This is a genomic window from Collinsella sp. HCP3S3_D1, assembly GCF_052064015.1.
Lineage (GTDB): Bacteria > Actinomycetota > Coriobacteriia > Coriobacteriales > Coriobacteriaceae > Collinsella.
In genome coordinates this window covers 1-23,344 of sequence record NZ_JBQHWK010000020.1, presented here as the reverse complement: position 1 = coordinate 23,344, position 23,344 = coordinate 1, and the positions used below count along the sequence as shown (strand labels likewise).

At 58.6% G+C, this 23,344-nt stretch carries 18 protein-coding genes; 15 read left to right on the top strand and 3 right to left on the bottom strand.

All coding sequences use genetic code 11. The annotated features are described in order from the left end of the window. Positions 1-74: 74 nt before the first annotated feature. The 10 genes from ACTNDJ_RS07405 to ACTNDJ_RS07360 all read left to right on the top strand — a co-directional run bounded on the left by ACTNDJ_RS07405 (position 75) and on the right by ACTNDJ_RS07360 (position 10,610). Positions 75-1,097: a 2-keto-3-deoxygluconate permease gene (locus tag ACTNDJ_RS07405; RefSeq protein ID WP_441017218.1), complete on the top strand. Its 1,023-nt coding sequence runs from the start codon at positions 75-77 to the stop codon at positions 1,095-1,097. A 469-nt stretch (positions 1,098-1,566) separates the two neighbouring features. Next, on the top strand, positions 1,567-3,618 hold the full coding sequence (pflB, locus tag ACTNDJ_RS07400; RefSeq protein WP_427718174.1) for a formate C-acetyltransferase: 2,052 nt from the start codon (positions 1,567-1,569) through the stop codon (positions 3,616-3,618). A gap of 85 nt (positions 3,619-3,703) precedes the next feature. Further along, the gene (gene grcA3, locus ACTNDJ_RS07395; protein ID WP_055252439.1) at positions 3,704-3,955 is read left to right on the top strand and encodes an autonomous glycyl radical cofactor GrcA3; all 252 of its coding nucleotides are present in this window, start codon (positions 3,704-3,706) and stop codon (positions 3,953-3,955) included. A 550-nt stretch (positions 3,956-4,505) separates the two neighbouring features. Further along, positions 4,506-5,360, top strand: coding sequence for a DegV family protein (locus tag ACTNDJ_RS07390; protein ID WP_427748366.1), 855 nt, complete (start codon positions 4,506-4,508; stop codon positions 5,358-5,360). 186 nt (positions 5,361-5,546) lie between these two features. After that, positions 5,547-6,365 (top strand): pyruvate formate-lyase-activating protein, encoded by an 819-nt coding sequence (gene pflA / locus ACTNDJ_RS07385; protein ID WP_427718181.1) that lies wholly within the window; start codon positions 5,547-5,549, stop codon positions 6,363-6,365. Between the two features lie 227 nt (positions 6,366-6,592). Then, a complete protein-coding gene (locus ACTNDJ_RS07380; protein ID WP_441083499.1) occupies positions 6,593-7,711 on the top strand; it encodes a serine hydrolase in 1,119 nt (372 codons plus the stop codon). A 79-nt stretch (positions 7,712-7,790) separates the two neighbouring features. Beyond that, complete coding sequence (gene mtnN / locus ACTNDJ_RS07375) at positions 7,791-8,528, top strand: 5'-methylthioadenosine/S-adenosylhomocysteine nucleosidase (protein WP_441048673.1); 738 nt, start codon at positions 7,791-7,793, stop codon at positions 8,526-8,528. A gap of 42 nt (positions 8,529-8,570) precedes the next feature. Beyond that, on the top strand, positions 8,571-9,161 hold the full coding sequence (yihA, locus tag ACTNDJ_RS07370) for a ribosome biogenesis GTP-binding protein YihA/YsxC (RefSeq protein WP_055252447.1): 591 nt from the start codon (positions 8,571-8,573) through the stop codon (positions 9,159-9,161). A gap of 101 nt (positions 9,162-9,262) precedes the next feature. Then, the gene (locus tag ACTNDJ_RS07365) at positions 9,263-9,946 is read left to right on the top strand and encodes a DUF3990 domain-containing protein (RefSeq protein WP_441063014.1); all 684 of its coding nucleotides are present in this window, start codon (positions 9,263-9,265) and stop codon (positions 9,944-9,946) included. After that, positions 9,912-10,610 carry a helix-turn-helix transcriptional regulator gene (locus ACTNDJ_RS07360; RefSeq protein ID WP_441083498.1) on the top strand — a complete coding sequence of 233 codons (699 nt, stop codon included), beginning with the start codon at positions 9,912-9,914 and terminating at the stop codon, positions 10,608-10,610. Before ACTNDJ_RS07365 ends, ACTNDJ_RS07360 begins: the two co-directional genes overlap by 35 nt. A 395-nt stretch (positions 10,611-11,005) precedes the next feature. On the opposite strand, the gene thrB is transcribed toward ACTNDJ_RS07360, so the two are convergent. Both thrB and thrC read right to left on the bottom strand, forming a co-directional pair. After that, entirely contained in the window at positions 11,006-11,887 is an 882-nt protein-coding gene (gene thrB, locus ACTNDJ_RS07355) for a homoserine kinase (RefSeq protein WP_154514914.1), read from the bottom strand. A gap of 203 nt (positions 11,888-12,090) precedes the next feature. Continuing rightward, positions 12,091-13,608 (bottom strand): threonine synthase, encoded by a 1,518-nt coding sequence (gene thrC / locus ACTNDJ_RS07350; protein WP_441063016.1) that lies wholly within the window; start codon positions 13,606-13,608, stop codon positions 12,091-12,093. A 103-nt stretch (positions 13,609-13,711) separates the two neighbouring features. Between thrC and ACTNDJ_RS07345 the strand changes: the two genes are divergently transcribed. The 3 genes from ACTNDJ_RS07345 (at position 13,712) to ACTNDJ_RS07335 (ending at position 17,622) form a co-directional block, all read left to right on the top strand. After that, complete coding sequence (locus ACTNDJ_RS07345) at positions 13,712-15,100, top strand: aspartate kinase (protein ID WP_154514910.1); 1,389 nt, start codon at positions 13,712-13,714, stop codon at positions 15,098-15,100. A gap of 221 nt (positions 15,101-15,321) precedes the next feature. After that, positions 15,322-16,347: an aspartate-semialdehyde dehydrogenase gene (locus ACTNDJ_RS07340; protein WP_154514908.1), complete on the top strand. Its 1,026-nt coding sequence runs from the start codon at positions 15,322-15,324 to the stop codon at positions 16,345-16,347. 696 nt (positions 16,348-17,043) lie between these two features. Next, positions 17,044-17,622, top strand: a complete 579-nt coding sequence (locus ACTNDJ_RS07335; protein ID WP_427794442.1) for a methylated-DNA--[protein]-cysteine S-methyltransferase — start codon at positions 17,044-17,046, stop codon at positions 17,620-17,622. 206 nt (positions 17,623-17,828) lie between these two features. Here the strand turns inward: ACTNDJ_RS07335 and ACTNDJ_RS07330 are convergent, their stop codons facing one another. After that, the gene (locus ACTNDJ_RS07330) at positions 17,829-19,064 is read right to left on the bottom strand and encodes a chloride channel protein (protein WP_441063017.1); all 1,236 of its coding nucleotides are present in this window, start codon (positions 19,062-19,064) and stop codon (positions 17,829-17,831) included. 314 nt (positions 19,065-19,378) lie between these two features. Between ACTNDJ_RS07330 and ACTNDJ_RS07325 the strand changes: the two genes are divergently transcribed. Together ACTNDJ_RS07325 and ACTNDJ_RS07320 are read left to right on the top strand one after the other, a co-directional pair. Beyond that, on the top strand, positions 19,379-20,080 hold the full coding sequence (locus tag ACTNDJ_RS07325) for an ABC transporter ATP-binding protein (RefSeq protein ID WP_427718202.1): 702 nt from the start codon (positions 19,379-19,381) through the stop codon (positions 20,078-20,080). Positions 20,081-20,085: 5 nt separating this feature from the next. Further along, a complete protein-coding gene (locus ACTNDJ_RS07320; RefSeq protein WP_441063018.1) occupies positions 20,086-22,851 on the top strand; it encodes an FtsX-like permease family protein in 2,766 nt (921 codons plus the stop codon). Positions 22,852-23,344 lie beyond the last annotated feature (493 nt).

Sequence of the window (23,344 nt, the reverse complement as noted above, 5' to 3'; positions counted from 1 at the left end):
GAATCGGGGTTGTCGCTTTCTTTCTGACATAGGCGCGTGCGGCTACGATTCGCATGCATCCAAAGGAGATATATATGAGTGAATCGACTGCGGTGGAGGCGCCGGCTGCAAAGGAGCCGTTCTTTAAGATGTCCTCCATCCCGGGCGCCAATATTTTGGTGCCGCTTTTGCTGGGCTGCTTGCTCAACACGCTATTCCCCGACCTGTTCAAAACGCTCGGCAGCTTTACGCTTGGCATGACCCAGCAGGGTGCAAGCCCGCTCGTGGGCGCTTTTTTGCTCATCGTCGGTACGACGATTTCGTTTAAAAGTGCGCCTGCCGCCGCTGCACGCGGCGCCATCATCATCGCTGTCAAGCAGATCGTGGTCGTTGCCGTGTCGCTGCTTATCCTTTATGTATTCAACGACAACCTGTTTGGCATCTCTGCCATGGTGATGCTGGCGGCTTGCACCGGCGCCAACAACGCTATGTACGCTGGTCTGATGGGCACCATGGGCAACGAGGCCGAACGTGGCGCCGTCGCCATCACCACACTCGTTGTCGGCCCTCCGGTCACAATGATCGTGCTCGGCGCTGCTGGCCAGGCTCCGATCGGCTGGTCGCTCGTGGGCGCCATCCTGCCGATCGTCGTCGGCATTATTCTGGGTAACCTCTTCCCGAGCTTTAAGAAGATGATGGCTCCGGCACTTTCCGCCATCATCGTGCTCGTCTTCTTTGCCATGGGCTCGACCATGACCTTTGGCCAGCTCATCAACGGCGGTCTTCCCGGCATCCTGCTCGGCGTGATCTGCTCGGTGGTCTTTGCAATTCCCGTCATCGCGGTCGATAAGTTCACGGGCGGTACGGGTGTCGCAGGTGCGGCCATTTCGAGCTGCGCCGGAGCCAATGTGGCCACGCCTGCCGCCATGGCAAGCGTCAACGAGGCCATGTACGGTGGTGCCGTGCTCGCGACGGCTACGGCGCAGGTTACAGCGTGCGCCATCGTGACGGCCATTTTGACCCCGCTGGTCACCAGCTGGTGCTTCAAGCATTTTGAGGGCCAGGGTCACGGCGACAGCAAAAAGGCCGCGGCCGACAGGGTCACCGCTGCTGCTTAATGCCAAGCGGCAATCAAAGCTAAATAACTAGCCACGCCACAGGGCGGCCCCGGGGGAAATCCCGTGGCCGCCCTGCAGTTTCTGTGGGTCTCTGGGGCACTTTACCCTGCTAAAGCTGGCATAACAGCTAGAGTGAACGTCGTACAAAGGCAAGGAAAAATACCAAACAAATCGGTGAACGGTAGTTGTTCACGCTCGCATTTCCTGCGGATTTGTTAAAAACGCCCTAATGGTATAAAAAAAGAAACATATAACAGCCCTGATGAAGGGGGTGGCTATGTTATCCTTCTCAGACGGGTGAAATCTTGGGTTTTGGGTTGCAGTTCCAAGGTGGACAAACGTTTTTCCCTGTGCTAACGCGCGATGGAAGGCGAATGAAGCCGGTCATGCAACCCGAACATTCAAGAATTCAATAAGCAGCGGTGTGAGAGAGCGCCGCATTATACGTAACTAGGAGCGTGGTTACACAATGCAGGAGGCATGGGAAGGCTTCAAGGAAGGCATCTGGACGGGAGAGGTTGACGTCCGAGACTTCATCCAGAAGAACTACACCCCCTACGAGGGCGACGAATCGTTCCTCGCCGGTCCGACCGAGCGTACCAAGGAGCTGTGGGGCGAGGTCCTCGACCTGCTGCTCAAGGAGCGCGAGCAGGGCGGCGTCCTCGATATGGACACCAAGACTGTCACGGGTATCGTGAGCCACCCCGCTGGCTACATCGATAACGCCCACCGCGAGAAGGAGACCATCGTCGGTCTTCAGACTGACAAGCCGCTCAAGCGCGCTCTGCACGTCAACGGTGGTATCCGCATCGCTTGCCAGGCTGCCAGCCAGCACGGCTACAAGATCGACGAGAACGTCGTCGAGCGCTACACCTTCGAGCGCAAGACCCACAACGCCGGCGTCTTCGATGTCTACACCCCCGAGATGCGTGCTTGCCGCTCGGCTCACATTATCACCGGTCTGCCCGATGGCTATGGCCGCGGCCGCATCATCGGCGACTACCGTCGTGTCGCCCTGTACGGCGTCGACTACCTGATCAAGGATAAGGAGGCCCAGAAGGCTTCCACCCCGACGGTCATGACCGCCGACAACATCCGCGATCGCGAGGAGCTGCAGGAGCAGATCCGCGCCCTCGGCGAGCTCAAGATGATGGCCGAGACCTATGGTTTCGATATTTCCAAACCTGCTACCAACACGCAGGAGGCCATCCAGTGGATGTACTTCGCCTACCTCGCTGCCGTCAAGGAGCAGAACGGCGCCGCTATGTCCATCGGCCGTACCTCTACGTTCATCGACATCTACGCTGAGCGCGACCTTGCCAACGGTACCTTTACCGAGGAGCAGATCCAGGAGTTCGTGGATCACTTCATCATGAAGCTCCGCATGGTCAAGTTTGCCCGTACCCCCGAGTACCAGGCCCTGTTTACCGGCGATCCGCAGTGGGTCACCGAGTCCATCGGCGGCATGGGTGTTGACGGCCGTACGCTCGTTACCAAGATGAGCTTCCGCTACCTGCACACGCTCGAGAACATGGGCACCAGCCCCGAGCCCAACATGACCGTTCTGTGGTCGACCCGTCTTCCCGAGAACTTCAAGAAGTTCTGCGCCAAGACTTCTGTCGCCAGCTCCTCGGTCCAGTACGAGAACGACGACCTCATGCGCGTTTACCACGGCGACGACTACGGCATCGCCTGCTGCGTGTCCTCCATGCGCATTGGCAAGGAGATGCAGTTCTTCGGCGCTCGTGCCAACCTGGCCAAGTGCCTGCTGTACGCACTCAACGGCGGTGTTGACGAGGTCTCCAAGAAGCAGGTCGGCCCCAAGTATCGCGCCGTCGAGGGCGACACGCTCGATTACGATGACGTTATGGCCAAGTACAACGACATGATGAAGTGGCTCGCTGGCGTGTACGTCAACTCGCTGAACATCATTCACTACATGCACGACAAGTATTGCTACGAGCGCATCCAGATGGCTCTGCACGACAAGCACGTGCACCGCTGGTTCGCTACGGGCATCGCTGGCCTTTCCGTCGTGGCTGACTCCCTGTCCGCCATCAAGTACGCCAAGGTTCACCCCGTCCGTGACGAGAACGGCATCATCGTCGACTTCGAGACCGAGGGCGAGTTCCCCAAGTACGGTAACGACGACGACCGCGTCGACCAGATCGCTCACGACGTTGTGCACCAGTTCATGGAGTACATCCGCATGAACGACACCTACCGCAACTCCGTGCCCACGACCTCGGTTCTGACCATTACCTCCAACGTCGTGTACGGTAAGAAGACCGGCTCCACGCCCGACGGCCGCAAGGCTGGCCAGCCGTTCGCCCCGGGTGCTAACCCCATGCACAAGCGCGATAGCCAGGGCGCCATCGCTTCGCTGTCTTCGGTTTCCAAGCTCCCGTTCCGCGATGCCCAGGACGGCATCTCCAACACCTTCTCCATCATCCCGGGCGCGCTCGGCAAGGAGGACCAGGTGTTCTTTGGTGATATCGACCTTGATCAGCTGGGCGAGTAACTATTGTTAGTGCTATACTAACAATAACGATTACTGATTAGTGCGCCGGTTTCGGCCGGCGCCTATCGATTGAAGGAGACACATTATGAAGGTTTCTGAAGTTTCCGAGACTCAGGCCGACAACCTGGTCCACATGCTCGACGCTTACGCCGAGAAGGGTGGCCACCACCTGAACATCAACGTCTTCAACCGTGAGACGCTGCTCGACGCTCAGGCTCACCCCGAGAAGTACCCGCAGCTGACCATCCGCGTTTCCGGCTATGCCGTGAACTTCCACACGCTCACCAAGGAGCAGCAGGACGAGGTCATTTCGCGTACCTTCCACAACAAGTTCTAAAGGGACTCAACTCCCACCGGAGACCCGGTAAGGCCTACGCACTTTGCCTCTCAAACGTCCTCGCCGCTTCGCGGCTGCGGAATGTTTGCGAGGCAAAGTGCTCCCGGCCTTGCCGGGTCTCCTGCGTTATCGCACTTTAGGGAACCACGCTAAATTAAATTGGTGTCCTCGGACATGCAAGAAGCCCTCGCTGCGCACTTCGTGCGGCGAGGGCTTCTTGCGTCCTGCGGAATGTTTTGGGAGGTAGCCCAAACAGCCCCGGCGGGGGTCCTGTGTAGTCACCCTTTAGGCGGAACTCTCCTAATGGGTTGAGCGTTCTGGATACTTACTTGCTACCGTTTATCGCGTATAGCTACCGTTTGCGGAGTAAGTAACACTTAGTAATAAACCGTGTAAAATCTCAGTTAAGAACGGAGTTTTCCAGGGAGACGCTGTCCTTTGTTTTATGCAAGGGACGGCGTCTCTTTGGCGCTTGGAGACCGTTCTGTAGCAGGACGGCGGACGTGCGTCACATATTAAAAAGTCAACGTCGAGATGGGTCGTGATAAGAATGGGCAAGTACGTAATCGTGGTTGAATCTGGTTCGGATGTGACGCCAGAGCTCTGCGAACGCTACGGCATCGTGCGTGTGCCCATGCATGTCACGATTGGTGACGAGACCGTCGAGGACGGCTCGATCGATCCGCTCGAGATCTATTCGCGCTGCAACGAGTTTGGCGTGATGCCCAAGACCAGCGGCTGCGCGCCGGCAGATTTCTCTCGCGTGTACGACCGCATTCACGCCGAGCAGCCCGACGCGACCATTTTGCATCTTGCGTATTCCGAGGCCACGACCTGTTCGCATCAGTCCTCGAAGATCGCGGCAGAGGGGCGCGACTACGTGTTCTCCATGGACACGCGTTTTGTCTCGGTGGGCCAGTCGCTTGTTGTCGTCGAGACCGCCAAATACATCGAGGCTCATCCCGATGCCACCGTCGACGAGATCTTTGCTTTTACGAACTCCGTTATGGACCGCGTGTTGCTGGGCTTTGTTCCTACCGACCTTGCCTTCCTTAAGGCGGGCGGTCGCTTGTCCAACGTGGCGTTCCTAGGTGCCCATCTGCTCAAGATTAAGCCCTGCATTGAGGTAACGGGCGGCAAGTTCGTGGCGACCAAGAAGTTCCGCGGCTCTATGCTCAAGTGCGCCCGCGCCTTTATTGACCACATGGTTGCGAAGGGCGAAATTGACTACTCGCACATTGGCCTGGCGTATTCGGTAGGCCTTTCCGAGGAGCTGCGCGACGACATGGAAGTCTATGCACACGACCTGGGCTTTAAGGACGTTACCTGGACTCAGGTCGGCGGCGTCATCTCGAGCCATTGCGGCCCGACCGCCTTCGGCGCGGTGCTCACGCTCAAGGCGTAACGCCTGGCGTCTATCGATTTCTATTGCCTCGGCGGCGGGCGGGTTGCGACAACCTTCCCGCCGCTTTTGCATGGGGCCAAATAGGACAATCCAATTGACCGCTAAACCGTTTCGCCATCAAGCATATAGGCTAGAATGACTCTGGCATTTATGTAGCTAAAACCAATGAGAGGCAAGGTAGCGGGAATGGCTGAGATGAAGCTCGAGGGTATGGACGCTCGTCCTGAGGACTCCGCGTTTGCCCTGGGCCGCGTGCATTCGATCGAGACGATGGGAACGGTCGATGGACCCGGCATCCGCTTTGTGGTGTTTGTTCAGGGCTGCCCCATGCGCTGTGCGTATTGCCACAACCCCGATACCTGGTCGGTTAACGGCGGCACCATGGTGACCGTCGAGCACCTGATAGACGAGTTCCAGAGCAACCATGAGTTTTACCGCAGCGGTGGTATTACGGTATCCGGCGGCGAGCCGCTCCTGCAGCCTGAGTTCTTGGCCGACCTGTTCCGCGCAATGCACAACAACCCCGATGGTCGCGTACATACCTGCTTGGATAGTTGCGGCTATGCGTTCGACCCCGCGCATCCCGAGAAGTTCGATGCCGTACTCAACGAGACCGATATGGTGCTGCTCGACATTAAACACGCCGATCCCGTCGAGCATAAAAAGCTGACCGGTTGCGATCCTGCGCGCATCCTGGCGTTTGGCGATGAGCTGGCGCGTCGCAGGATCAAGGTCGTTATCCGTCACGTGGTAGTACCGGGCATTACCGACACGGCAGAGGAGTGCGAGGCACTCGGTCGTCTGATTGCCCCGTGGCATAACGTGGTGGGCCTGGAAATGCTGCCGTATCACACGATGGGCGTCGTCAAGTATGAGCAGCTGGGGATTCCCTATAAGCTCGAGGGCGTTCCGCAGATGGATACCGCGCGCATGCCCGAGCTGCGCAACGCCGTCATGACGGGCATGAAAAAACGCCGCGCGGAACTCAAAAACGCCATCGGCTAGGGGTAGCTCATTTGGGGCCGGTAGGGTGGAGAAGTAGCTAAAAGAGCCCCGTCCTAAAAAGACTGCTCTCTGGGTTGCGGTGAGATGCGCAACAGAATCGTGCCATTTGGATAAAAACGCTTGTGGTTTCTTTAAAGACACCTTAAACGCTTCTGAATATCTTTGGAAAGAAATGCCTGCTCGGTATTATGCTGCTCGTATATGAACGGGAGCAGCCAGGAGACCACGTGCGAAACGACGCATCGCGGGACGAGCATGTGCCGCAGCATAGCAGCAGATATGAGACGAAGGGCACGTCTTCGCGTGGCCTTGCCGACGCTCGCATCCGCGTGACGAAGATTGCCGCCATGGGGATGCTAACGTTGGCGGTTATTATCCTCGGAATTACCGCTAAAACCTACGCGTCGGAGCGAACGGCACACTCAGATGCGTCAACGGTACAGACGCAAAACAAAAAGGTCTCTAAATCTAAAGCCGCCGCAAGTCAAACCCTGTCGACAGCGAGCCTCAAGACGAGGCTTTCGAAGGCGGACTTTAACGATATTCCCTCAGGCGATACCGTGCAGACCTTCTCACTGGTTGATGACCAGATCCCCGCCCTGGAGGATGAGAGCCTCGCCGCGCTCCAAGACACCCTTGATCAGGCCCAGGAATTGGGCGACGTGGGCGTGGTGTTTTACGATCTGTCGAGCGGCAAGGGCGTGACGTATAACGCGGACGCCGAGGTGTACGGTGCGAGTAGCTACAAGGCGCTCTATGTACTCTACGTCTGCGAGTTACTGGTCGAGACAGGGCAAGTATCGCTCGATGATACTCTGGGCACCTATGGCGGCTACAGTATGGGTTGGCTGACGGTTCGCGACTTGATCGAGACCTCGGTCGTCAACTCGGATAACGACTCGTTTATCGCGTTACGTGCAACGTTTGATCAAGATGGCTACGAGGATTGGATTGCCGCACTCGGCGTCGAAGACGAGGTCGCGCTCGATCCAATGAGCGATTTCCCCACCTATTGCCCGCGCACCTCGGTCAAGTTGTGGCGCGAGATGAGCGAGTATTTGAGCCGCGAGAGAGAGACGTCGCAATGGCTGTCGGGCCTTCTGGCCTCTACGACCCGGTCCTTTATCCGTGACGGCATTGCGGACGACCGTGCCATGGTGCGTAACAAAGCCGGCTGGATCAGCGAGGCAGGTTGCAATTCGACGTGCGATGCTGGCCTCATCGATGTCGATGGCAACACCTACATTATGAGCATCATGACGTCGATGCCGTGGAGTGACCGTTCGAGTGAGGCCGTGGCCGCCATCGCCAAGGCGCTCTACGATACTCGCGCTGCGCTGGCCTAACGGCTTCGTATTGCGCGGTTGAGTCAAAATGCTGGTACCATACCGTGGATAAACAGTTTTCACAGGTTTGGGGGATGGTATGCCTACCATCGCAATCATCGGTGCACTCGAAAAAGAGGTTGCGCAGATTAAAGAAGAACTGAACGGCGCCCATGTGTCGCAAGAGGCAGGCTTGAGCGTTGTAAGCGGCGAGCTCAACGGTCTGTCAGTGGTCGCCACGACCGCTGGCATGGGAACCGTAAACGCCGCTGGTGCAACACAGCATCTCATCAGCAAATATGCTCCGCAGGCCGTTGTGTTTTCGGGCATTGCGGGTGGCTTAAACTCCAAACTCCATATCAATGACGTGGTTATTGGCAAGTGCCTGCGCTATCTGGATACCGACACGGCGCTCATCGCCGAGTCGGCGCCGGAGCTTGAGGAGTTTGCCTCGACACCGGCTCTGGTTGACATCGCCACCACCGTGCTTGCCGAACATGGGTTTATCGATGCTTACGCTTCTGATTCCGCTGCGGAGAAGGATCCTAAACAGTTCCTGGTTGGCACTATCGCTACAGGCGACCGCTTTGTAACGGGCGACGCCATGCGCACCGCCGCCATCGAGGCGACGCATGCCGATTGCGTTGAGATGGAAGGTGCTGCGATTGCCCATATTGCAGCCAAGAACGGTGTCGATTGTCTGGTGTTGCGTGCTATCAGCGATAATTGTGACGAGGCATATGACGCGTTTTGCGAGCGAGAGTTCGATTTGGACGAGTACGCCCGCACCGCGAGCGGCATTACACTCGATATCGTCCGCTGCATCGCCGCTGCGTAATCGTGCATCCCTATTGTAAGAACCTACGACCAAGGAGTATCCATGGCCGATTCCATTAACTACCAGCTTGCCAAGTTCGTCGCCAGCTACGGCAAGGTTTCGCAGATCCCCGAGTCCACCTGTCCCGAGGTGAGCTTTGTGGGCCGCTCCAATGTGGGCAAGTCGTCCATCATGAACAAGCTCTTTGGCCGCAAGAACCTGGTCAAGGTTTCGAGCACGCCGGGCAAGACGAGCAATATCAATTTCTTCGAGGCCGACGACGTGCACTTTGTGGACCTGCCGGGCTACGGTTTCGCCCGTCGTTCCAAGGCCGAGCGCGACCGCTGGGCCGAGCTCATCGGCGACTTCTTCGACTCCGAGCGCAGCTTTAACCTGGTTGTGTCGCTGGTGGACATTCGCCATGACCCCAGCAAGCTCGACCATGACATGATCGACTACCTGCAGGGCAACGAGTTCAACTTTATCGTCTGCCTCACCAAGGCCGACAAACTCAGCCGCACCCAGCAGGCCCGCCAAGCGGCAGCCATCAAAAAGCAACTCAACGTCCCGGCCGAAAACGTAATCATCACAAGCTCCCAGACCGGCACCGGCATCGACGAGCTCAAGCGCCGCATTGCCGAGGCCTGCCTCTAGTAGGGGCTCTTGGCAGACAATAGTATTCATCCATCTATATCACCCCAGTGATAGTTGTTGGTACACTATCACTGGGGTGATATTTTTATTTGGAGGTCGATATGGAGCTTTGGCACGGGTCGGAGGTTGTTGTCGAATGTCCGTCGTTGGATAAATGCAGACAATTCAATGACTATGGTCGCGGGTTTTATTGCACGCCACATGAGGAAATGGCGATGGAATGGGCATGCCGGACCGAGTCTGATGGCGTTGCCAATCGATATGAGCTTGATTTAGATGGCCTTTCGGTCTTGGATTTGGAGTCTGGGGAGTTTTCAATCCTCAATTGGCTTGCAATTCTGGCGAATAACAGAGAGTTCAATGTTTCGACGCCATTGGCGCGTGAAGGGCTTCGCTATCTACTTGATAACTGCTTAATTGATACATCTCCTTATGACGTTATTCGAGGCTATCGTGCTGACGACTCCTATTTTTCGTTTGCAAGACAGTTTGTCAGCGGCATGATATCGCTCAGACAGCTGCAACGTATCATGTGCTTGGGTGATTTGGGTATCCAATATGCCCTTATGAGCGAGCGCGCATTTTCGATGATTAGATTCTGCGATTGGAAGCGGGCTTCGGGGTCTGAGTTTTATCCCAAGCGTTTTGAGCGAGAGCAGAATGCTCGACGCAAATACTTGGATACGGTCAATGGGTTCGATTCCGAAGGTATCGACATTAGGGATTTAATGGCAGGGAGGGTTGATTTAAATGATCCAAGAGTTGACAGATCGTGGACCGAGTAGGACATATCCCGTCTACTACCTCGAGGACGCAATGAACAACCTCGGCGACTGCTTCGACTATGCCGTCAATGACTATGGAGCAGAAGGATCTGAAGTTGCTGAACTCTTTTGCCTGAGCGGGGTTGCTCGCGAGTTTGAACGCGGCAACGCATGGGTAGTGTCGGGGAAATCGGGTGTTGAGCTGTTCGCGCTTATCGCTGAAAGGTCGGGCTATCAAAACAGGCCTATACCGGACTGCACCTATCGATTTGAGAAGACGCCGGAATATTGGGCGGGCTGGATGCTGGCATACCTGCAGTGGCGCCTAGGAGAGTCTTTCGAAGATTTGCTGCATGTCGTTCCATTTGATGTGCTGCGCAGTCTGTATTACCCCTGGCACGAAGCCTCGGAGGAACGAGTGGTTCGCCTCGTCTGCGATATGGCGAAAAAAGCGTCCAGGCAAACCAAACTTGCGTTAGCAAGAAAGAAGCTTAAGAAAACCCAACAAGACCTAGCATACGAATCGGGTGTGTCACTCCGCTCAATCCAAATGTACGAGCAGCGCCAGAGAAACATCAATGAGGCTTCGGTAACAAGCGCGAGAGCCATAGCAAAAGCCCTCCACTGCAACATCGAAGACCTCCTAGAACCAGTCTTCGAATACAAGGAACCCAGTGCGGCGTAAACCAAGCACATAGTCGAAGTCTGTTGCTGGTAAGTGCTACAGCCTAGCAAGAGCCCCTATCAATAAAGGGCCATAATTTCAGCCCGGCGCCCTTTCAAAGCGTGGGTCCCTATAGACATCGCTAGCCACGTTGCCATAGGGCCACCCGGGGGCATCCCCTTAAAAACATTCCGCAGCACGAGGCCCGCTTATCCGCAGCTCCGAAGGAGCGCAATATTAAATCAGCGAATGCGATTATCCTGTCGAGGTCGCGTAGGTCTCCTTGGGGCTTCCCCTGAAAACAATCCGCAGATCGAATTGCCCCCTCGCGCGCAGCGCACGACGGGGGAATTAATGATCGAGGACGTTTTCAGGGGAAGCCCCAAGGAGACCGGTGAGAGCAATGAGACAGGGCGCTACAGGTACTCGATTTGAGCGCCCTCGGTGTCGCACGTCAGAATGTGCGTCTCACACTTGGGGAACTGCTCACGCAGCTTGACCTGCAGGAATTTTGCCACGATGGTGTCGTCGGTCACAGCCATAAGGGTAGAGCCCGAACCGCTGATCCAGATGGTCTTGGCGCCGCCGTTAAGGCAGGTGTCGCGCACAGCGTTGTAGTCGGGAATCAGGCGACGACGATAGGGCTCCTGGATGCGGTCGTCATTGGCGGCGGCAATCAGGTCGAGGTCGCCAGCCTCCAGGCCTCGCGTCATGCCGGCGATACGGCCCATTTGCCATACGGCGGTGGAGAGCGGAATCTCCTGCGGCACGACCTTGCGCGCCTCGCTCGTGTGAACCTCGTAGGGCGGAATCACGGTAATAAAACGCAAGCGATCGCTCACCTCGTAGCGCAGGCACTGGGGGAGCGAATCGGTCGGCGTAAAGGAGCAGACGGCGCCGCCCAGGATGGCGGGAGCGACGTTATCGGGATGGCCCTCGACCTCGGTGGCAATGCGGACGAGCTCAGCGCGGTCGACGGTGTGGCCTGTCAGTGCGGCGGCGGCCATAATGCCAGCGACGACGCAAGTGGAGCTGGAACCCAGGCCGCGAGCGACGGGTACATCGGTTTGAATGTCGATGGCAACGGGAAAAGCCGGCTCGCCCCATGCGGCCAGCGCATCGACAAAGCTGACGTAGACCAGGTTGTTCTCGTTTTGGAACTCCTCGGGGCAGCCCGTGATGGTGAGCTTGTCAGCGCGCTCGAAGGTGAAGTGCGAGTAGAGGCTGACGGCCATGCCGAGGGTGTCGTAGCCGATGCCCAAGTTGGCGCTGGTTGCTGGGACGGTGATTTTGATCATGTGGGTCCTCCTGGCGTGCCTGGCTGTTTAGTTCGCTGCTCGGGCAGTCCTGCGCAAGACGGAAAGCACATTAAGTGCTTTCCTTTGCGTGCGGAACTCGCGACGAACTAAACAGCCAGGCACGCTGTGCGCGTTCGTCATCATCCCGGGGGTTATCTGATAAAAGAAGGTGCGCCGGCTTTCGCCGGCGCCTAATGAGGGTTTTAGTTGGTAGCCATCTTTTTTGCTGCAGACTCGACGTAGCTTGCCATCTCATCGACGTCACAGACGTCTTCGAAGCGGACGGGTTTGGACTCGAGCTCGGCGAGCTGTGCCGGTGCGGCCGTATTGGTGGCCTGCTCGAGCACGCGCATGGCCTCAAAGTCGTCCTCGGGAACGTTGAGACCCAGAGCATCGCAGCAGGCACGCGGGAACTTGTAGGGGCTGGCGGTCGAAAGCAGCACACGGGCCTTGGCCCCCTCGGCGGGAGCGACCTTTTCAAAGACGTGATAGCCGCAAGCGGTGTGCGGGTCGATCACGTAGCCGTTCGCATCCCAGCAGCTCTTGATGGCAGCGCGCACCTCGTCCTCGCTGGCCCAGCCGCAGCCAAAGACGCTCTGAATCTTTGCCAGCAGGTCGGCGGGAACCTCATAGTGACCAGTCTTTGCCAGCTGCTCCATAAGGCCGGCAACAAGCTCGCAGTCGCCATCGGACAGGAAGTAGAGCATGCGTTCCAGGTTGGAGCTGATGAGGATGTCCATCGACGGCGAGATGGTCGTGAAGAACGGACGGTTGCGGTCGTAGACGCCGGTGGTCAGGAAGTCAGCCAGCACGTTGTTCTTGTCGCTCGCGACAATGAGCTTGGCGACGGGCAAACCCATGCGCTTGGCATAGTAGCCGGCCAGGATATCGCCAAAGTTGCCGGTCGGTACGCAGAACTCCACAGCGTCGCCGGCCTCGATGGCGCCGGCGCGCAACAGCTGCGCATAGGCGGCAAAGTAGTAGACGACCTGCGGCACCAGACGGCCGACGTTGATGGAGTTGGCACTCGAAAGCACCGTTCTGGCGGCCTCCAAGCGCTCGGCAAGCTCCTTATCGGCAAAGATGCGCTTGACGGCACTCTGGGCATCGTCGAAGTTGCCGCGAATGCCGCAGACGGCGACGTTATCGCCTTCCTGTGTGGACATCTGCAGATTCTGCACGCGGCTGACTTTGCCTTCGGGATAAAAGACGGTGATGCCCGTGCCCGGAGCGTCGGCAAAACCGGCGAGTGCGGCCTTGCCGGTGTCGCCCGACGTGGCGGTGACGATCATGATGCGCTCGGCGCCGCCGTCCTTGGCGGAAGTGCGGGCCATGAGGCGGGGGAGCATCTGCAGGGCGACGTCCTTAAAGGCACTCGTGGGGCCGCCAAAGAGCTCCATCACATAGGTCTGAGGGGCGTCAGCGCCCGGCGCAGCGTCGAGTTTGACGAGCGGCGTAACCTCTTCACTCGCGAACGTGCCGCGATATGCCTCATTCACACAGGCCGAAATTTCTTCGCCCGTGTAATCATTCAGTAACATTCCCAACACATCTTGAGCGATTTCAAAGTACGATTTATCTGCAAGCGAGCTGATATCGACCTGCTGGGTGCCGAGCTCGTCCGAGACAAACAAACCCCCGTCGGGAGCGATGCCGGTGCGGATTGCCACCTTACTTGAGCACGATAAAGTGCGTCCTCGTGTACTATGATAAGTTCCCATATAACACTGCTCCTCGGATGCCTTGGTCCCAATCGGTGAAACCATGGTATCAGAGCGCGCAAAACAGGTTCGCAGAGGCTTTTAGAAAGGTAACCTCCAGCCCATGATTAAGATTGCCAAATTTGGCGGCTCGTCGGTCGCCGACGCCGAACACTTTAAGAAGATCAAGGCCATCGTCGATGCCGACCCGGCCCGCCGTTTTGTGGTGGTTTCCGCCTGCGGTCGCCGCTTTAAGGGCGACACCAAGGTGACCGACCTGCTCTACCTGGTTAACGCGCACGTTAAGTATCACGTGTCGTGTGAGGAGCTGCTCGAGGACATTGGCCAGCGCTATTTTGATATCGCTGACGAGCTGGAGCTCACCTATCCCATCCGTGAGGAGTTCGCGGCCTTTGCCGAGCGCGCCCGCTCGGGCGGCTACTCCACCGAGGAGCTTGTGAGCCGCGGCGAGTACTTCACCGCTCGCCTGATGGCCGAGTACCTGGGCCTGCCGTTCCTGGACGCCGCGACGGTTGTGGCGTTCCATCACGACGGTACGCTCAGCATGAACCGCACCTCCGAGCTGGTGCAGGAGTACGGTCAGCAGGGCGGCTTTGTTATGCCCGGTTTCTACGGCGCGACGCGTGAGGGCCAGATTAAGCTGCTCGATCGTGGCGGCGGCGATATCTCGGGCTCGATCCTGGCCAAGTGTCTGGACGCCGACCTTTACGAGAACTGGACCGACGTTTCGGGCTTCTACTCTGCCGATCCGCGTATTGTTCCCGAGGCTCAGCCCATTGCGCGCGTTACCTACGAGGAGCTGCGCGAGCTTTCGTACATGGGCGCAAGCGTCCTGCACGAGGAGGCCGTGTTCCCCGTGCGCGAGGCGGGTATTCCGCTGGTCATCAAGAACACCAATGCGCCGCAGGACCCCGGCACCATCATTAGCGAGACGGCTGATGAGGGCGAGGCGGAGCCCATCATTACCGGCGTGACCGGCAAGCGCGGTTTTGTCGCCATCAACGTAGCCCGCGATCGCACCAAGCCCCGCGTCGGCTTTATGCGCCGTGCACTTTCGGTCTTCGAGCGCTATGACGTTTCCGTCGAGCACATGCCCACCGGCGTCGACCGCTTTGGCGCCGTGGTGCAGGAGCAGGATGTGCACGATTCGCTGTACTCGCTCGTGGGCGACATCCAGCAGGAGGTTGAGCCGCTCGAGATTGAGGTTGTCGAGGGCCTGGCGCTCATCGCGACCGTCGGCCGTAACCTGCGCGGCCGCGCAGGTATTTCTGGCCACCTGTTTGGCATGCTCGGCCAGGCTGGCGTGAGCGTGCGCATGATTTCGCAGAGCTGCGACGAGATCAACATCATTATCGGTGTCGAGGATAAGGACTTCGACCTGGCGATTCAGACCATTTACCGTGCCTTCTCCGACGAGAACGGCATTGTGAAGGTCTCCGATCTGGAGGCTCCTGCACCGATTGAACCCGCCCTGGCTGCCCTCCACAAATAGCGACCATCCCGGTAGATTTTTGGGATATGTCTAGAAATCTACCTTTTGGCGCATGAGTGGGTTTTTGAGGCATGTTCCAAAAAATCTAGCGCGGGGCGTTTCGTTTCGGTTTCGTTTCGACGGGGTGGGTTTCGTGTCCGCCCCGTTCTTGTATACACTGGGCAAGAATATCCTGCCTGCTCGGCGTGCGGGCAAAAGCCACAACCTTTAAAGGGGGAAGCATGAAACAGTACACGGTTGCTATTTTGGGCGCGACGGGGGCCGTGGGCACCCAGATGCTCGAGTGCCTCAACGAGCAGGAGTTTCCGGTTGGCAAGCTCAAGCTGCTGGCGAGCGCGCGCTCTGCGGGCAAGACCGTTGAGTTCCGCGGCGAGCAGGTTGTTATTGAGGAGGCTTGCCCCGAGGCCTTTGAGGGCTGCGACATCGTACTCGGCGCTGCCGGCGACGATATCGCCAAGGAGCTGCTGCCCGAGGCCGTCAAGCGTGGCGCCGTCGTGGTCGACAACAGCCACGCCTTCCGTATGGATCCCGAGGTGCCGCTCGTCGTGCCCGAGATCAATGCCGACGACATCAAGTGGCATCACGGCCTTATCGCTAACCCTAACTGTGCAACTATCATCGGCCTGGTTCCCACCTGGCCGCTGCACAAGCTCGCCGGCGTGAAGCGCATGATCGTCTCGACGTACCAGGCGGCTTCGGGCGCTGGTGCTCCCGGTATGGCCGAGCTCGAGGCCCAGCTGGCCGCCCTGGGTCGTGGCGAGGAGATTCCCGAGCCGCGCGCATTTGCCGCCCAGTTGGCGAGCAACCTGATTCCGCAGATTGGCGGCGTCAAGGAGGAGGGCTTTACCTCCGAGGAGATGAAGTTGCAAAACGAGGGTCGCAAGATTATGCACCTGCCCGAGCTGCGCGTGAACTGCACTTGTGTGCGCGTGCCTGTGCTGCGCTCGCACTCCGAGAGCATTACGCTCGAGTTTGAGCGCGACATTACGGTCGAGGAAGCCCGTGCTGCGCTGGCTTCTGCCCCGGGTGTCAAGCTGGTCGACGACCTGGGTGCCGAGGATGCGCACGACCGATTCCCCATGCCGATGGACACCTCCGACCAGGACCTGATTTGGGTCGGTCGCGTGCGCCGCGACATCTCGAACCCCGAGGCCGCGCGTGGCATCACCTTCTGGTGCTGTGGCGACCAAATCCGTAAGGGCGCGGCAACCAACGCCGTCCAGATCGCCAAGCTGCTCTGCGAGTAGCGGTGGAACTGTCCGGCGGGGGCCGGGCTCAGCTTTCAGAACGTCCTCGATCATGTGCGGCGCCTTGTCCTGCTCCTTCGGAGCCGCGGACAAGGCGCCGCACTGGTCTGCGGAGTGTTCTGAAAGCTGAGCCCGGCCCCGCCTGCGGTGACTCGGCTGCGAGCGGCCTGCGATGGGGCCGTTGTTGGTTGGGGCCGCTGGGCTGATGTGAGGGCGCGTGGCCGTTGCGGGCCCTGGTCCCGGCGGCGGTCTCGGCGCTTTGCGCCTGCCTCCTTTGGGGACTGCGGGTCCGTGACGGCAGCTGCGGCGCTTCGCGCCTGCTGCCTGAGGCGACTTTGGGGTTGGGGTGAATTGAAGTTGAATACTTTTCCCGAGAAGTGAACGACCTATTTTGGACCCCCGAAGCATTGGCATATTTTGACCGCTATTTCCTGCGGCTTTGCTGCGCGAATCCTGCGGTTTTGTAATCAAAAAGTGTGGATGCTCCGGGGCCTCGTTTTTACTCGTTCACTTCTCGGGAAAAGTATTAGAGCTCAGCTGGTAGGGGTACCGCTTTGGCGTCGAAGCCCCGCGTCTTCTCCGCTTGATTGGGGAAAGTGTCCTCGCTTAAGCAATTGCGTTCCTGCCCAGACGTATCTGCGGAGTCGTCTGCACAATTCGCGGTATTATGGTGCGGAGTTTTGAAAGGAGCCGCTGGTGGTCACGACGACGTTTGCTTCGCCTTTGGGCGAAATCCTGCTTGCCGCTGATGGCCGCGGTCTGACGGGGCTTTGGTTTGAGGGGCAGGAGCACTTTGGCTCCACGCTTCTCCGGGAAGACTCCGAACATGTTGAAGGGGCCGATGCGGTTTCCGGTGCTGGTGGCATGTCGTCGGCGAGTCCGGCTCATGGTGCGGCTTCTTCGGTGCTTGAGCGTTCGTGGGCTTGGCTGAATGCTTATTTTGCAGGGCAGGAGCCTCTGTATACGCCGCCGTTGCATATGATCGGTACGGCGTTTCAGCGTGAAGTCTGGTTTGAGCTGCTTTCTATTCCGCGTGGCGAGGTCGCCACGTATGGCGAGATTGCGGCTCGTGTCGCCGCCCGCCATCGGGTGCCGGGGAACGAGGACCCCGTTGTGTCTCCTCGTGCGGTGGGGGCTGCGGTCGCTCGCAACCCTATTTCGATTATCGTGCCGTGCCATCGCGTGGTTGCCGCCGACGGCTCGCTTAACGGATATGCCGGCGGGCTCGATCGCAAGGAGTGGCTGCTTCGGCTTGAGGGCGCGTACGAGGAATAACGTTCGAGCGCTTTGCATAGCCAAGATGCCGTGAAAGAACGGGACACGCTTTCCGAATGGAGACTCAGACGGAAACCACGTCCCGGAATTCCGTTTTAAAGCGGGATGCGCTTTCCGAATGGCGTCCCAAGCGGAAACCGTGTCCCGGAATACAGCCTCAGAGTGGGACGTCGTTTCCGGTTGAGACCACCTGCTTGGACATCTTTCTACGCTCGCTCTTGCAGGGCGTAGATCGACTTATCCATGTTGAACAGGTAAGCCACGACGCAGACAATAAAGAACATCGGCAGATTACCAAAGCCGAAGACTTCGCAGCCAATAAGGATGGGTGCGAGCAGCGTATTGGTGGCGCTGCCAAAGACGGCTGCGTAGCCCAGCGCGGCGCAGAACTCGGCGGGCATGCCGAGAATCCCGGCGAGTACGACACCCAGGCTGGCTCCGATGGAAAACAGCGGCGTCACCTCACCACCCTGATATCCTGCGGCAAGTGTGGCGATGGTGAGTACGAATTTGAGCGCCCAGTCCCAAGGCATGATGGTGACCTTACCGTTACCGTTGAGCGCCGCCGATATCAGGTTGGTGCCAAGGCCGCAGTATCGACCCTGCCACAGTGCGAACAGAATCGCCGATAGCGCGATGCCGATAGCGGCGATGCGCGCATAGGGGTTGGGGAGCAGCCGCGCCGCAAGGGTCTTGGTATGGGCAAGGCACCAGGCAAAAGCTCCACCTACCATACCAAACGCGATGCCTAGTACCGCAAGCCGTCCAAGACCGGGGAGGTCAAGCGCGCATGAGGCGACAACGGCGACCTCGAACTTCTCGAGTCCCAGGACACCGGAGGCCATACTTGCGGCGAGCGAGGCTGTAAGCGCGGGAAACAGCGCGCGGTATTCCATGCGTCCTGCGACCAGTACTTCGATAGCAAAGACCGTGGCAGCAAGGGGCGTTCGAAAGAGCCCGGCAAAGCCGGCGGCCATGCCGATAAGCAAAAACGTGTTGCCGGGGTCTCGGAAAGGTAGACGTCGGCCGATCCAATGTGAGACGGTTGCACCGATCTGCACGGCCACACCCTCGCGTCCCGCACTGCCGCCAAAGAGGTGCGTCCCCCACGTGCTCAGCATAATGAGCGGCACCAAGCGCGGCGAGATGGCGTCCTCACGCCCGTGGCCTACGTCGAATACCAGGCTCATGCCGCGGTCGGTGCCCTTGCCCCAAGCGCGGTAGGCAAACACGATGGCAAGGCCCATAAGGGCGAGGAAGGGGAGGAGCAGGGTGATGTGCTCGTCGCGGAAGGCGCCGATCGCCAAAAGCACGCGTCCAAAGAGCGCGCAGATGGCGCCAACGATGATACCGACGGGGATTCCGACGGCACCCATAAGCACAAGACCGCTATAGGTGTTGAGCAGACGTTTGATTCTGCTCGATGCGCTGCTTTCCGACACTTCTCCTCCAAAACAAAAAAGACTCCTGCCGCAGCGTGATGCCTAGGGGCATCACGTAACAGCAGAAGTCATCAGCAACAAGGCGGTTTAGGGTAACGCGGCAGCTTGGCTGGCGCACCCAACGGAGACATTCATTCCGCAGTGGCATCATAGCGGTGGATACGGTTTGGGTCAAATGGTTGCCGTGGACAGTCCTGGTGCCTGCCCGCACCCTCGTTTCCCCATATAAAACCTGCCAAAATAAACCTGTCCCTTTTTGGTCGGTGCGAAATGGGTAATACTAAAGAGTTATCCGACCAGATGGGAATTAATCGATGGCTTATATCGAATTCAAAGACGTCGTCAAAGCATACGGCGAGGGTGATGCCCGCATTCACGCGCTGGACGGCGCGAGCTTTACGGTCGAGCGTGGCGAGCTCGCCATCATTTTGGGTGCTTCGGGTGCCGGCAAGACCACGGCGCTCAACATTCTGGGCGGCATGGATACGGCGACTTCCGGCACCGTAACGGTGGATGGGCGCGACGTGAGTTCCGCCAATGAGGCGCAGCTCGTGGAATACCGCCGCGCCGACGTCGGCTTTGTCTTCCAGTTCTATAACCTGGTTCCCAACCTGACGGCGCTCGAAAACGTCGAGCTTGCGGCGCAAATCTGCCCCGATTCGTTCGATGCCGAGCAAACGCTTCGCCAGGTTGGCCTGGGCGAGCGCCTCGCCAACTTCCCCGCGCAGCTTTCGGGCGGCGAGCAGCAGCGCGTGTCCATCGCCCGCGCACTGGCCAAGAACCCCAAGCTGCTCCTGTGCGATGAGCCCACGGGTGCCCTCGACTACAAAACCGGCAAGCAGATTTTGCAGCTGCTGCAGGATACCTGCCGCAAGCAGGGCATTACGGTCATCATCATCACGCACAACTCCGCGCTCGCGCCCATGGCCGATCGCCTGATCTGCTTTAAGAGCGGTCGTGTGGAGAGCGAGACGGTCCAGCAAAATCCCGTGCCTATCGAGACGATCGAGTGGTAGCGCCCATGGACCAAGATCGCCAAAACAGCCAAAACCACGATACGGAGCACGTGGGTCACGATCGGGAGTTCGCGACCTACCGTACCGCTCAAAGCTCAAATGATATGGCGCCGACGGTTTTTCGCCGTGGCATCTCCCGCACAATCCGAGGCAGTCTTAAGCGCTTCCTATCTATCGTGGTCATTACCGCGCTCGGCGTGAGCGTGATGTGCGGTCTTAAGGCGGGCTGCGAGGATCTTCGCGATTCGGTCGACGTCTATTTTGACCAGCAGAATGTCTATGACATTAACGTGCAGTCGACCTATGGCCTTACGCGCGACGATCTTGCGGCCATTCAAGAGGTCGACGGCGTCGAGACGGCCGAGGGCATCTACACCGAGACCGCCTACACCGCCGTGGGTACCACGCGCGAGCGTGTAGTCGTGCAGAGCCTTTCCAGGAAGAATATCGATCAACCGGTGCTGGTGAGCGGCGATTTGCCCGAGAGCGCCGGCGAGGTCGCGGTGACTTCGAAGTTCCTGAAGGCTTCGGGCAAAAAGCTCGGCGACACGGTGAGTTTTGCCGCCAATGACGCGAGCTCGTCGAACCAAAGCGCCAAGGACCAGTTTGCCGCGGGTGATTACACCATTACGGCCGAGGTCCTCGATCCTACTGATGTGAGCTCCGACTCGACAGTCAACGCCTTTCGCGCTGCTTCGGCTGCGGACTATAAGTTCTATGTGAGCGAGGATGCCGCGACATCTTCTTCCTACTCCGCGGTCCACGTGATCGTCGAGGGAGCCAAGAGCCTCAACTCCTATTCAGATGCCTACACGACAAAGATCAACGAGGTCAAGGGTAATATCGAGAAGATTCGCGACGAGCGTGAGAAGGTGCGCGCCCAAGAGCTGACGGTCGACGCGCCGGCAAGCTTGGATGCCTCCGAGCGCCAGGCGAATATGCTCTTTGGGATTGAGCAGGACAACATCAACCGCATGCCCCAGGGCAGTGAGGAGCGCGCTCGGGCTCAGGCCGATTTGGACCAGCGCCGCGCCGCCACCGACCAGCAGTTTGCCGATGCACGCGCCGAGCTTTCCGATCTGGGCGAATGCACTTGGTACATCCAGGATCGCGGTAACATCGCAAGCTACTCAAGCGTCGAGAGCGACAGCTCTTCGATTGAGGCCATCGCCACGGTTTTCCCATTTATTTTCTTTGTCGTAGCCGTACTCATCAGCCTTACCACCGCCACTCGTATGGTCGAGGAGGAGCGCACGCTCATTGGCCTGTACAAGGCGCTCGGCTATTCACGCGGGCGAATCCTGTCCAAATACGTGGACTACTCGCTGTGGGCATGTCTGTTCGGCGGCGTACTCGGCAACATCATCGGATTTGTGGGGTTGCCGCTGTTCCTGTTTACGGTGTTCGACGACATGTACTCACTGCCCCAGATGCTGCTTTCGTACGACATCGTGTCCTCGATCGTCTCGGTGGCGCTGTTTACCGTGGGCGTGGTGGGTGCCACGATTATCGCCTGCCGCCACGAGATGGCCGAGACCCCAGCCTCGCTTATGCGTCCCAAGGCCCCGCGAGCCGGCTCGCGCATCTTGCTTGAGCGCATCGGCTTTATTTGGCGCCGCATGGGCTTTTTGAACAAGGTGGCAGCGCGTAACCTGTTCCGCTACAAAAAACGTGCCTTTATGACCATCTTCGGTATCGCCGGCTGCACGGCGCTCGTGATCTGCGGTATGGGCATCCGCGATACGTCGGTGGCGCTTTCGCCCAAACAGTATGGGCATATCACGCGCTATGACTTGCTGGCGGTCGCCAATCCCGATGACTATGCTCAGACGTGTGCGGCGCTGGAAGAGCGTAGCGCGGCCAGCGACTCCGGCGTACGCGTGACCTCGACCCTGCCGATTATGACCGACAACGTCACCTTTACGTTTGGCGGTAGGAGCGAGACCGTACAGCTCATCGTGGTGCCCGACGACCGCACGGGTGACTTGGGCGATTACGTGCGCCTGGAGGATGAGTCCAAAGAACCGCTCGCCCTGCGTGACGGGGACGTGTATTTAAGCAAGAGTTCACAGCTGGTGCTGGGGATTCAGCCGGGCGATACGGCGCAGGTCCAGGATTCGTCGCTCAATGTTACCAAGGTCAAGGTTAGCGATATCTCGCTTAATTATTTGGGCAACACACTTTATATGACGCAGGGCACCTATGAGCGCGCGTTCGGCCGAAGCGCGCGTCTTAACGGCATCTTTGTGCTGCTTAAGGGCTCGTCGGCCGACCAGATTGCGTTTAGCAAGAAGCTTAAGAGTGACGGTTGGCTTACGATTTCGAGTACGGCCGAGCATTGGGAGAACTATGAGTCGAACTTTACGATTATCAATTCGGTCGTAGTGCTTGTGACCTTTATGGCGGCGTGCCTGTCGTTTGTGGTGGTGTTTACGCTGTCTAATACGAATATTTCGGAGCGCGAACGCGAGCTGGCGACCATCAAGGTGCTGGGCTTCCGCCGTGGCGAGGTGCACCACTACGTCAATAAGGAGACGTTGATCCTTACGGCGATTGGCACCGCACTGGGCGTGCCGCTGGGTGGCCTGCTTGCCGAGAGCTTTACGTACGTTCTTCAGATGCCGTCGCTGTACTTTGATGTTGAGGTCGAGCCGCTGAGTTTCGTGCTCGCTGTGGTGCTTTCGTTTGGCTTTACGATTATCGTCAACCTCGTCACCAACCGAACCCTCAACAAGATTGATATGGTCGGTGCCCTCAAGAGCGCCGAGTAACCTGTTCTTGGATTCAAGTTGTAGCGAGCTGTGACGTGCCGCAGTCGCTTTTTTGTATAAACCGCCCCGCAGAATGCATATTTTGGCGGGGCGGTTGCTTTTTACCCGCAGGTACCCCCAGGGGCGGCGTGCAAATTCCGGAGAATTCAGCATTCCGGAGTCCACGAGTATGGGAGCGGGCGCACAAAACTGCGCTGAAAGCCCTGATTCTGAGCTCCCAACGCCTCAAGAGCCGCTCGTTTTTACAAGATGTGGCCCATGGCGCCTGCCTTTCGCCCAAAATTCAGTATGCAGGCACCCTCGGCTGCTGAAAACTCCCAAAAATGCACGGCGCCTCCTGCCCTAGGCACCCGCAGCAAGAAGACGAATAGCCTCGGCGAGCATGTAAACGCAGGGCCCAGGGCCCCCCCCCCCCCCCCGGGAGTGGGGGGGCGTGGTGGGGGCAGGCGGGGGGGGGGGCGAGGGAAACGGGCGGGGGGGGGGGGGGGGCCGG

Coding starts and splice junctions, on each gene's coding strand:
- ACTNDJ_RS07405 (WP_441017218.1), top strand. CDS start 75: ATGAGTGAATCGACTGCGGTGGAGGCGCCGGCTGCAAAGGAGCCGTTC.
- pflB (WP_427718174.1), top strand. CDS start 1,567: ATGCAGGAGGCATGGGAAGGCTTCAAGGAAGGCATCTGGACGGGAGAG.
- grcA3 (WP_055252439.1), top strand. CDS start 3,704: ATGAAGGTTTCTGAAGTTTCCGAGACTCAGGCCGACAACCTGGTCCAC.
- ACTNDJ_RS07390 (WP_427748366.1), top strand. CDS start 4,506: ATGGGCAAGTACGTAATCGTGGTTGAATCTGGTTCGGATGTGACGCCA.
- pflA (WP_427718181.1), top strand. CDS start 5,547: ATGGCTGAGATGAAGCTCGAGGGTATGGACGCTCGTCCTGAGGACTCC.
- mtnN (WP_441048673.1), top strand. CDS start 7,791: ATGCCTACCATCGCAATCATCGGTGCACTCGAAAAAGAGGTTGCGCAG.
- yihA (WP_055252447.1), top strand. CDS start 8,571: ATGGCCGATTCCATTAACTACCAGCTTGCCAAGTTCGTCGCCAGCTAC.
- ACTNDJ_RS07365 (WP_441063014.1), top strand. CDS start 9,263: ATGGAGCTTTGGCACGGGTCGGAGGTTGTTGTCGAATGTCCGTCGTTG.
- ACTNDJ_RS07360 (WP_441083498.1), top strand. CDS start 9,912: ATGATCCAAGAGTTGACAGATCGTGGACCGAGTAGGACATATCCCGTC.
- thrB (WP_154514914.1), bottom strand. CDS start 11,887: ATGATCAAAATCACCGTCCCAGCAACCAGCGCCAACTTGGGCATCGGC.
- thrC (WP_441063016.1), bottom strand. CDS start 13,608: ATGGGAACTTATCATAGTACACGAGGACGCACTTTATCGTGCTCAAGT.
- ACTNDJ_RS07345 (WP_154514910.1), top strand. CDS start 13,712: ATGATTAAGATTGCCAAATTTGGCGGCTCGTCGGTCGCCGACGCCGAA.
- ACTNDJ_RS07340 (WP_154514908.1), top strand. CDS start 15,322: ATGAAACAGTACACGGTTGCTATTTTGGGCGCGACGGGGGCCGTGGGC.
- ACTNDJ_RS07325 (WP_427718202.1), top strand. CDS start 19,379: ATGGCTTATATCGAATTCAAAGACGTCGTCAAAGCATACGGCGAGGGT.
- ACTNDJ_RS07320 (WP_441063018.1), top strand. CDS start 20,086: ATGGACCAAGATCGCCAAAACAGCCAAAACCACGATACGGAGCACGTG.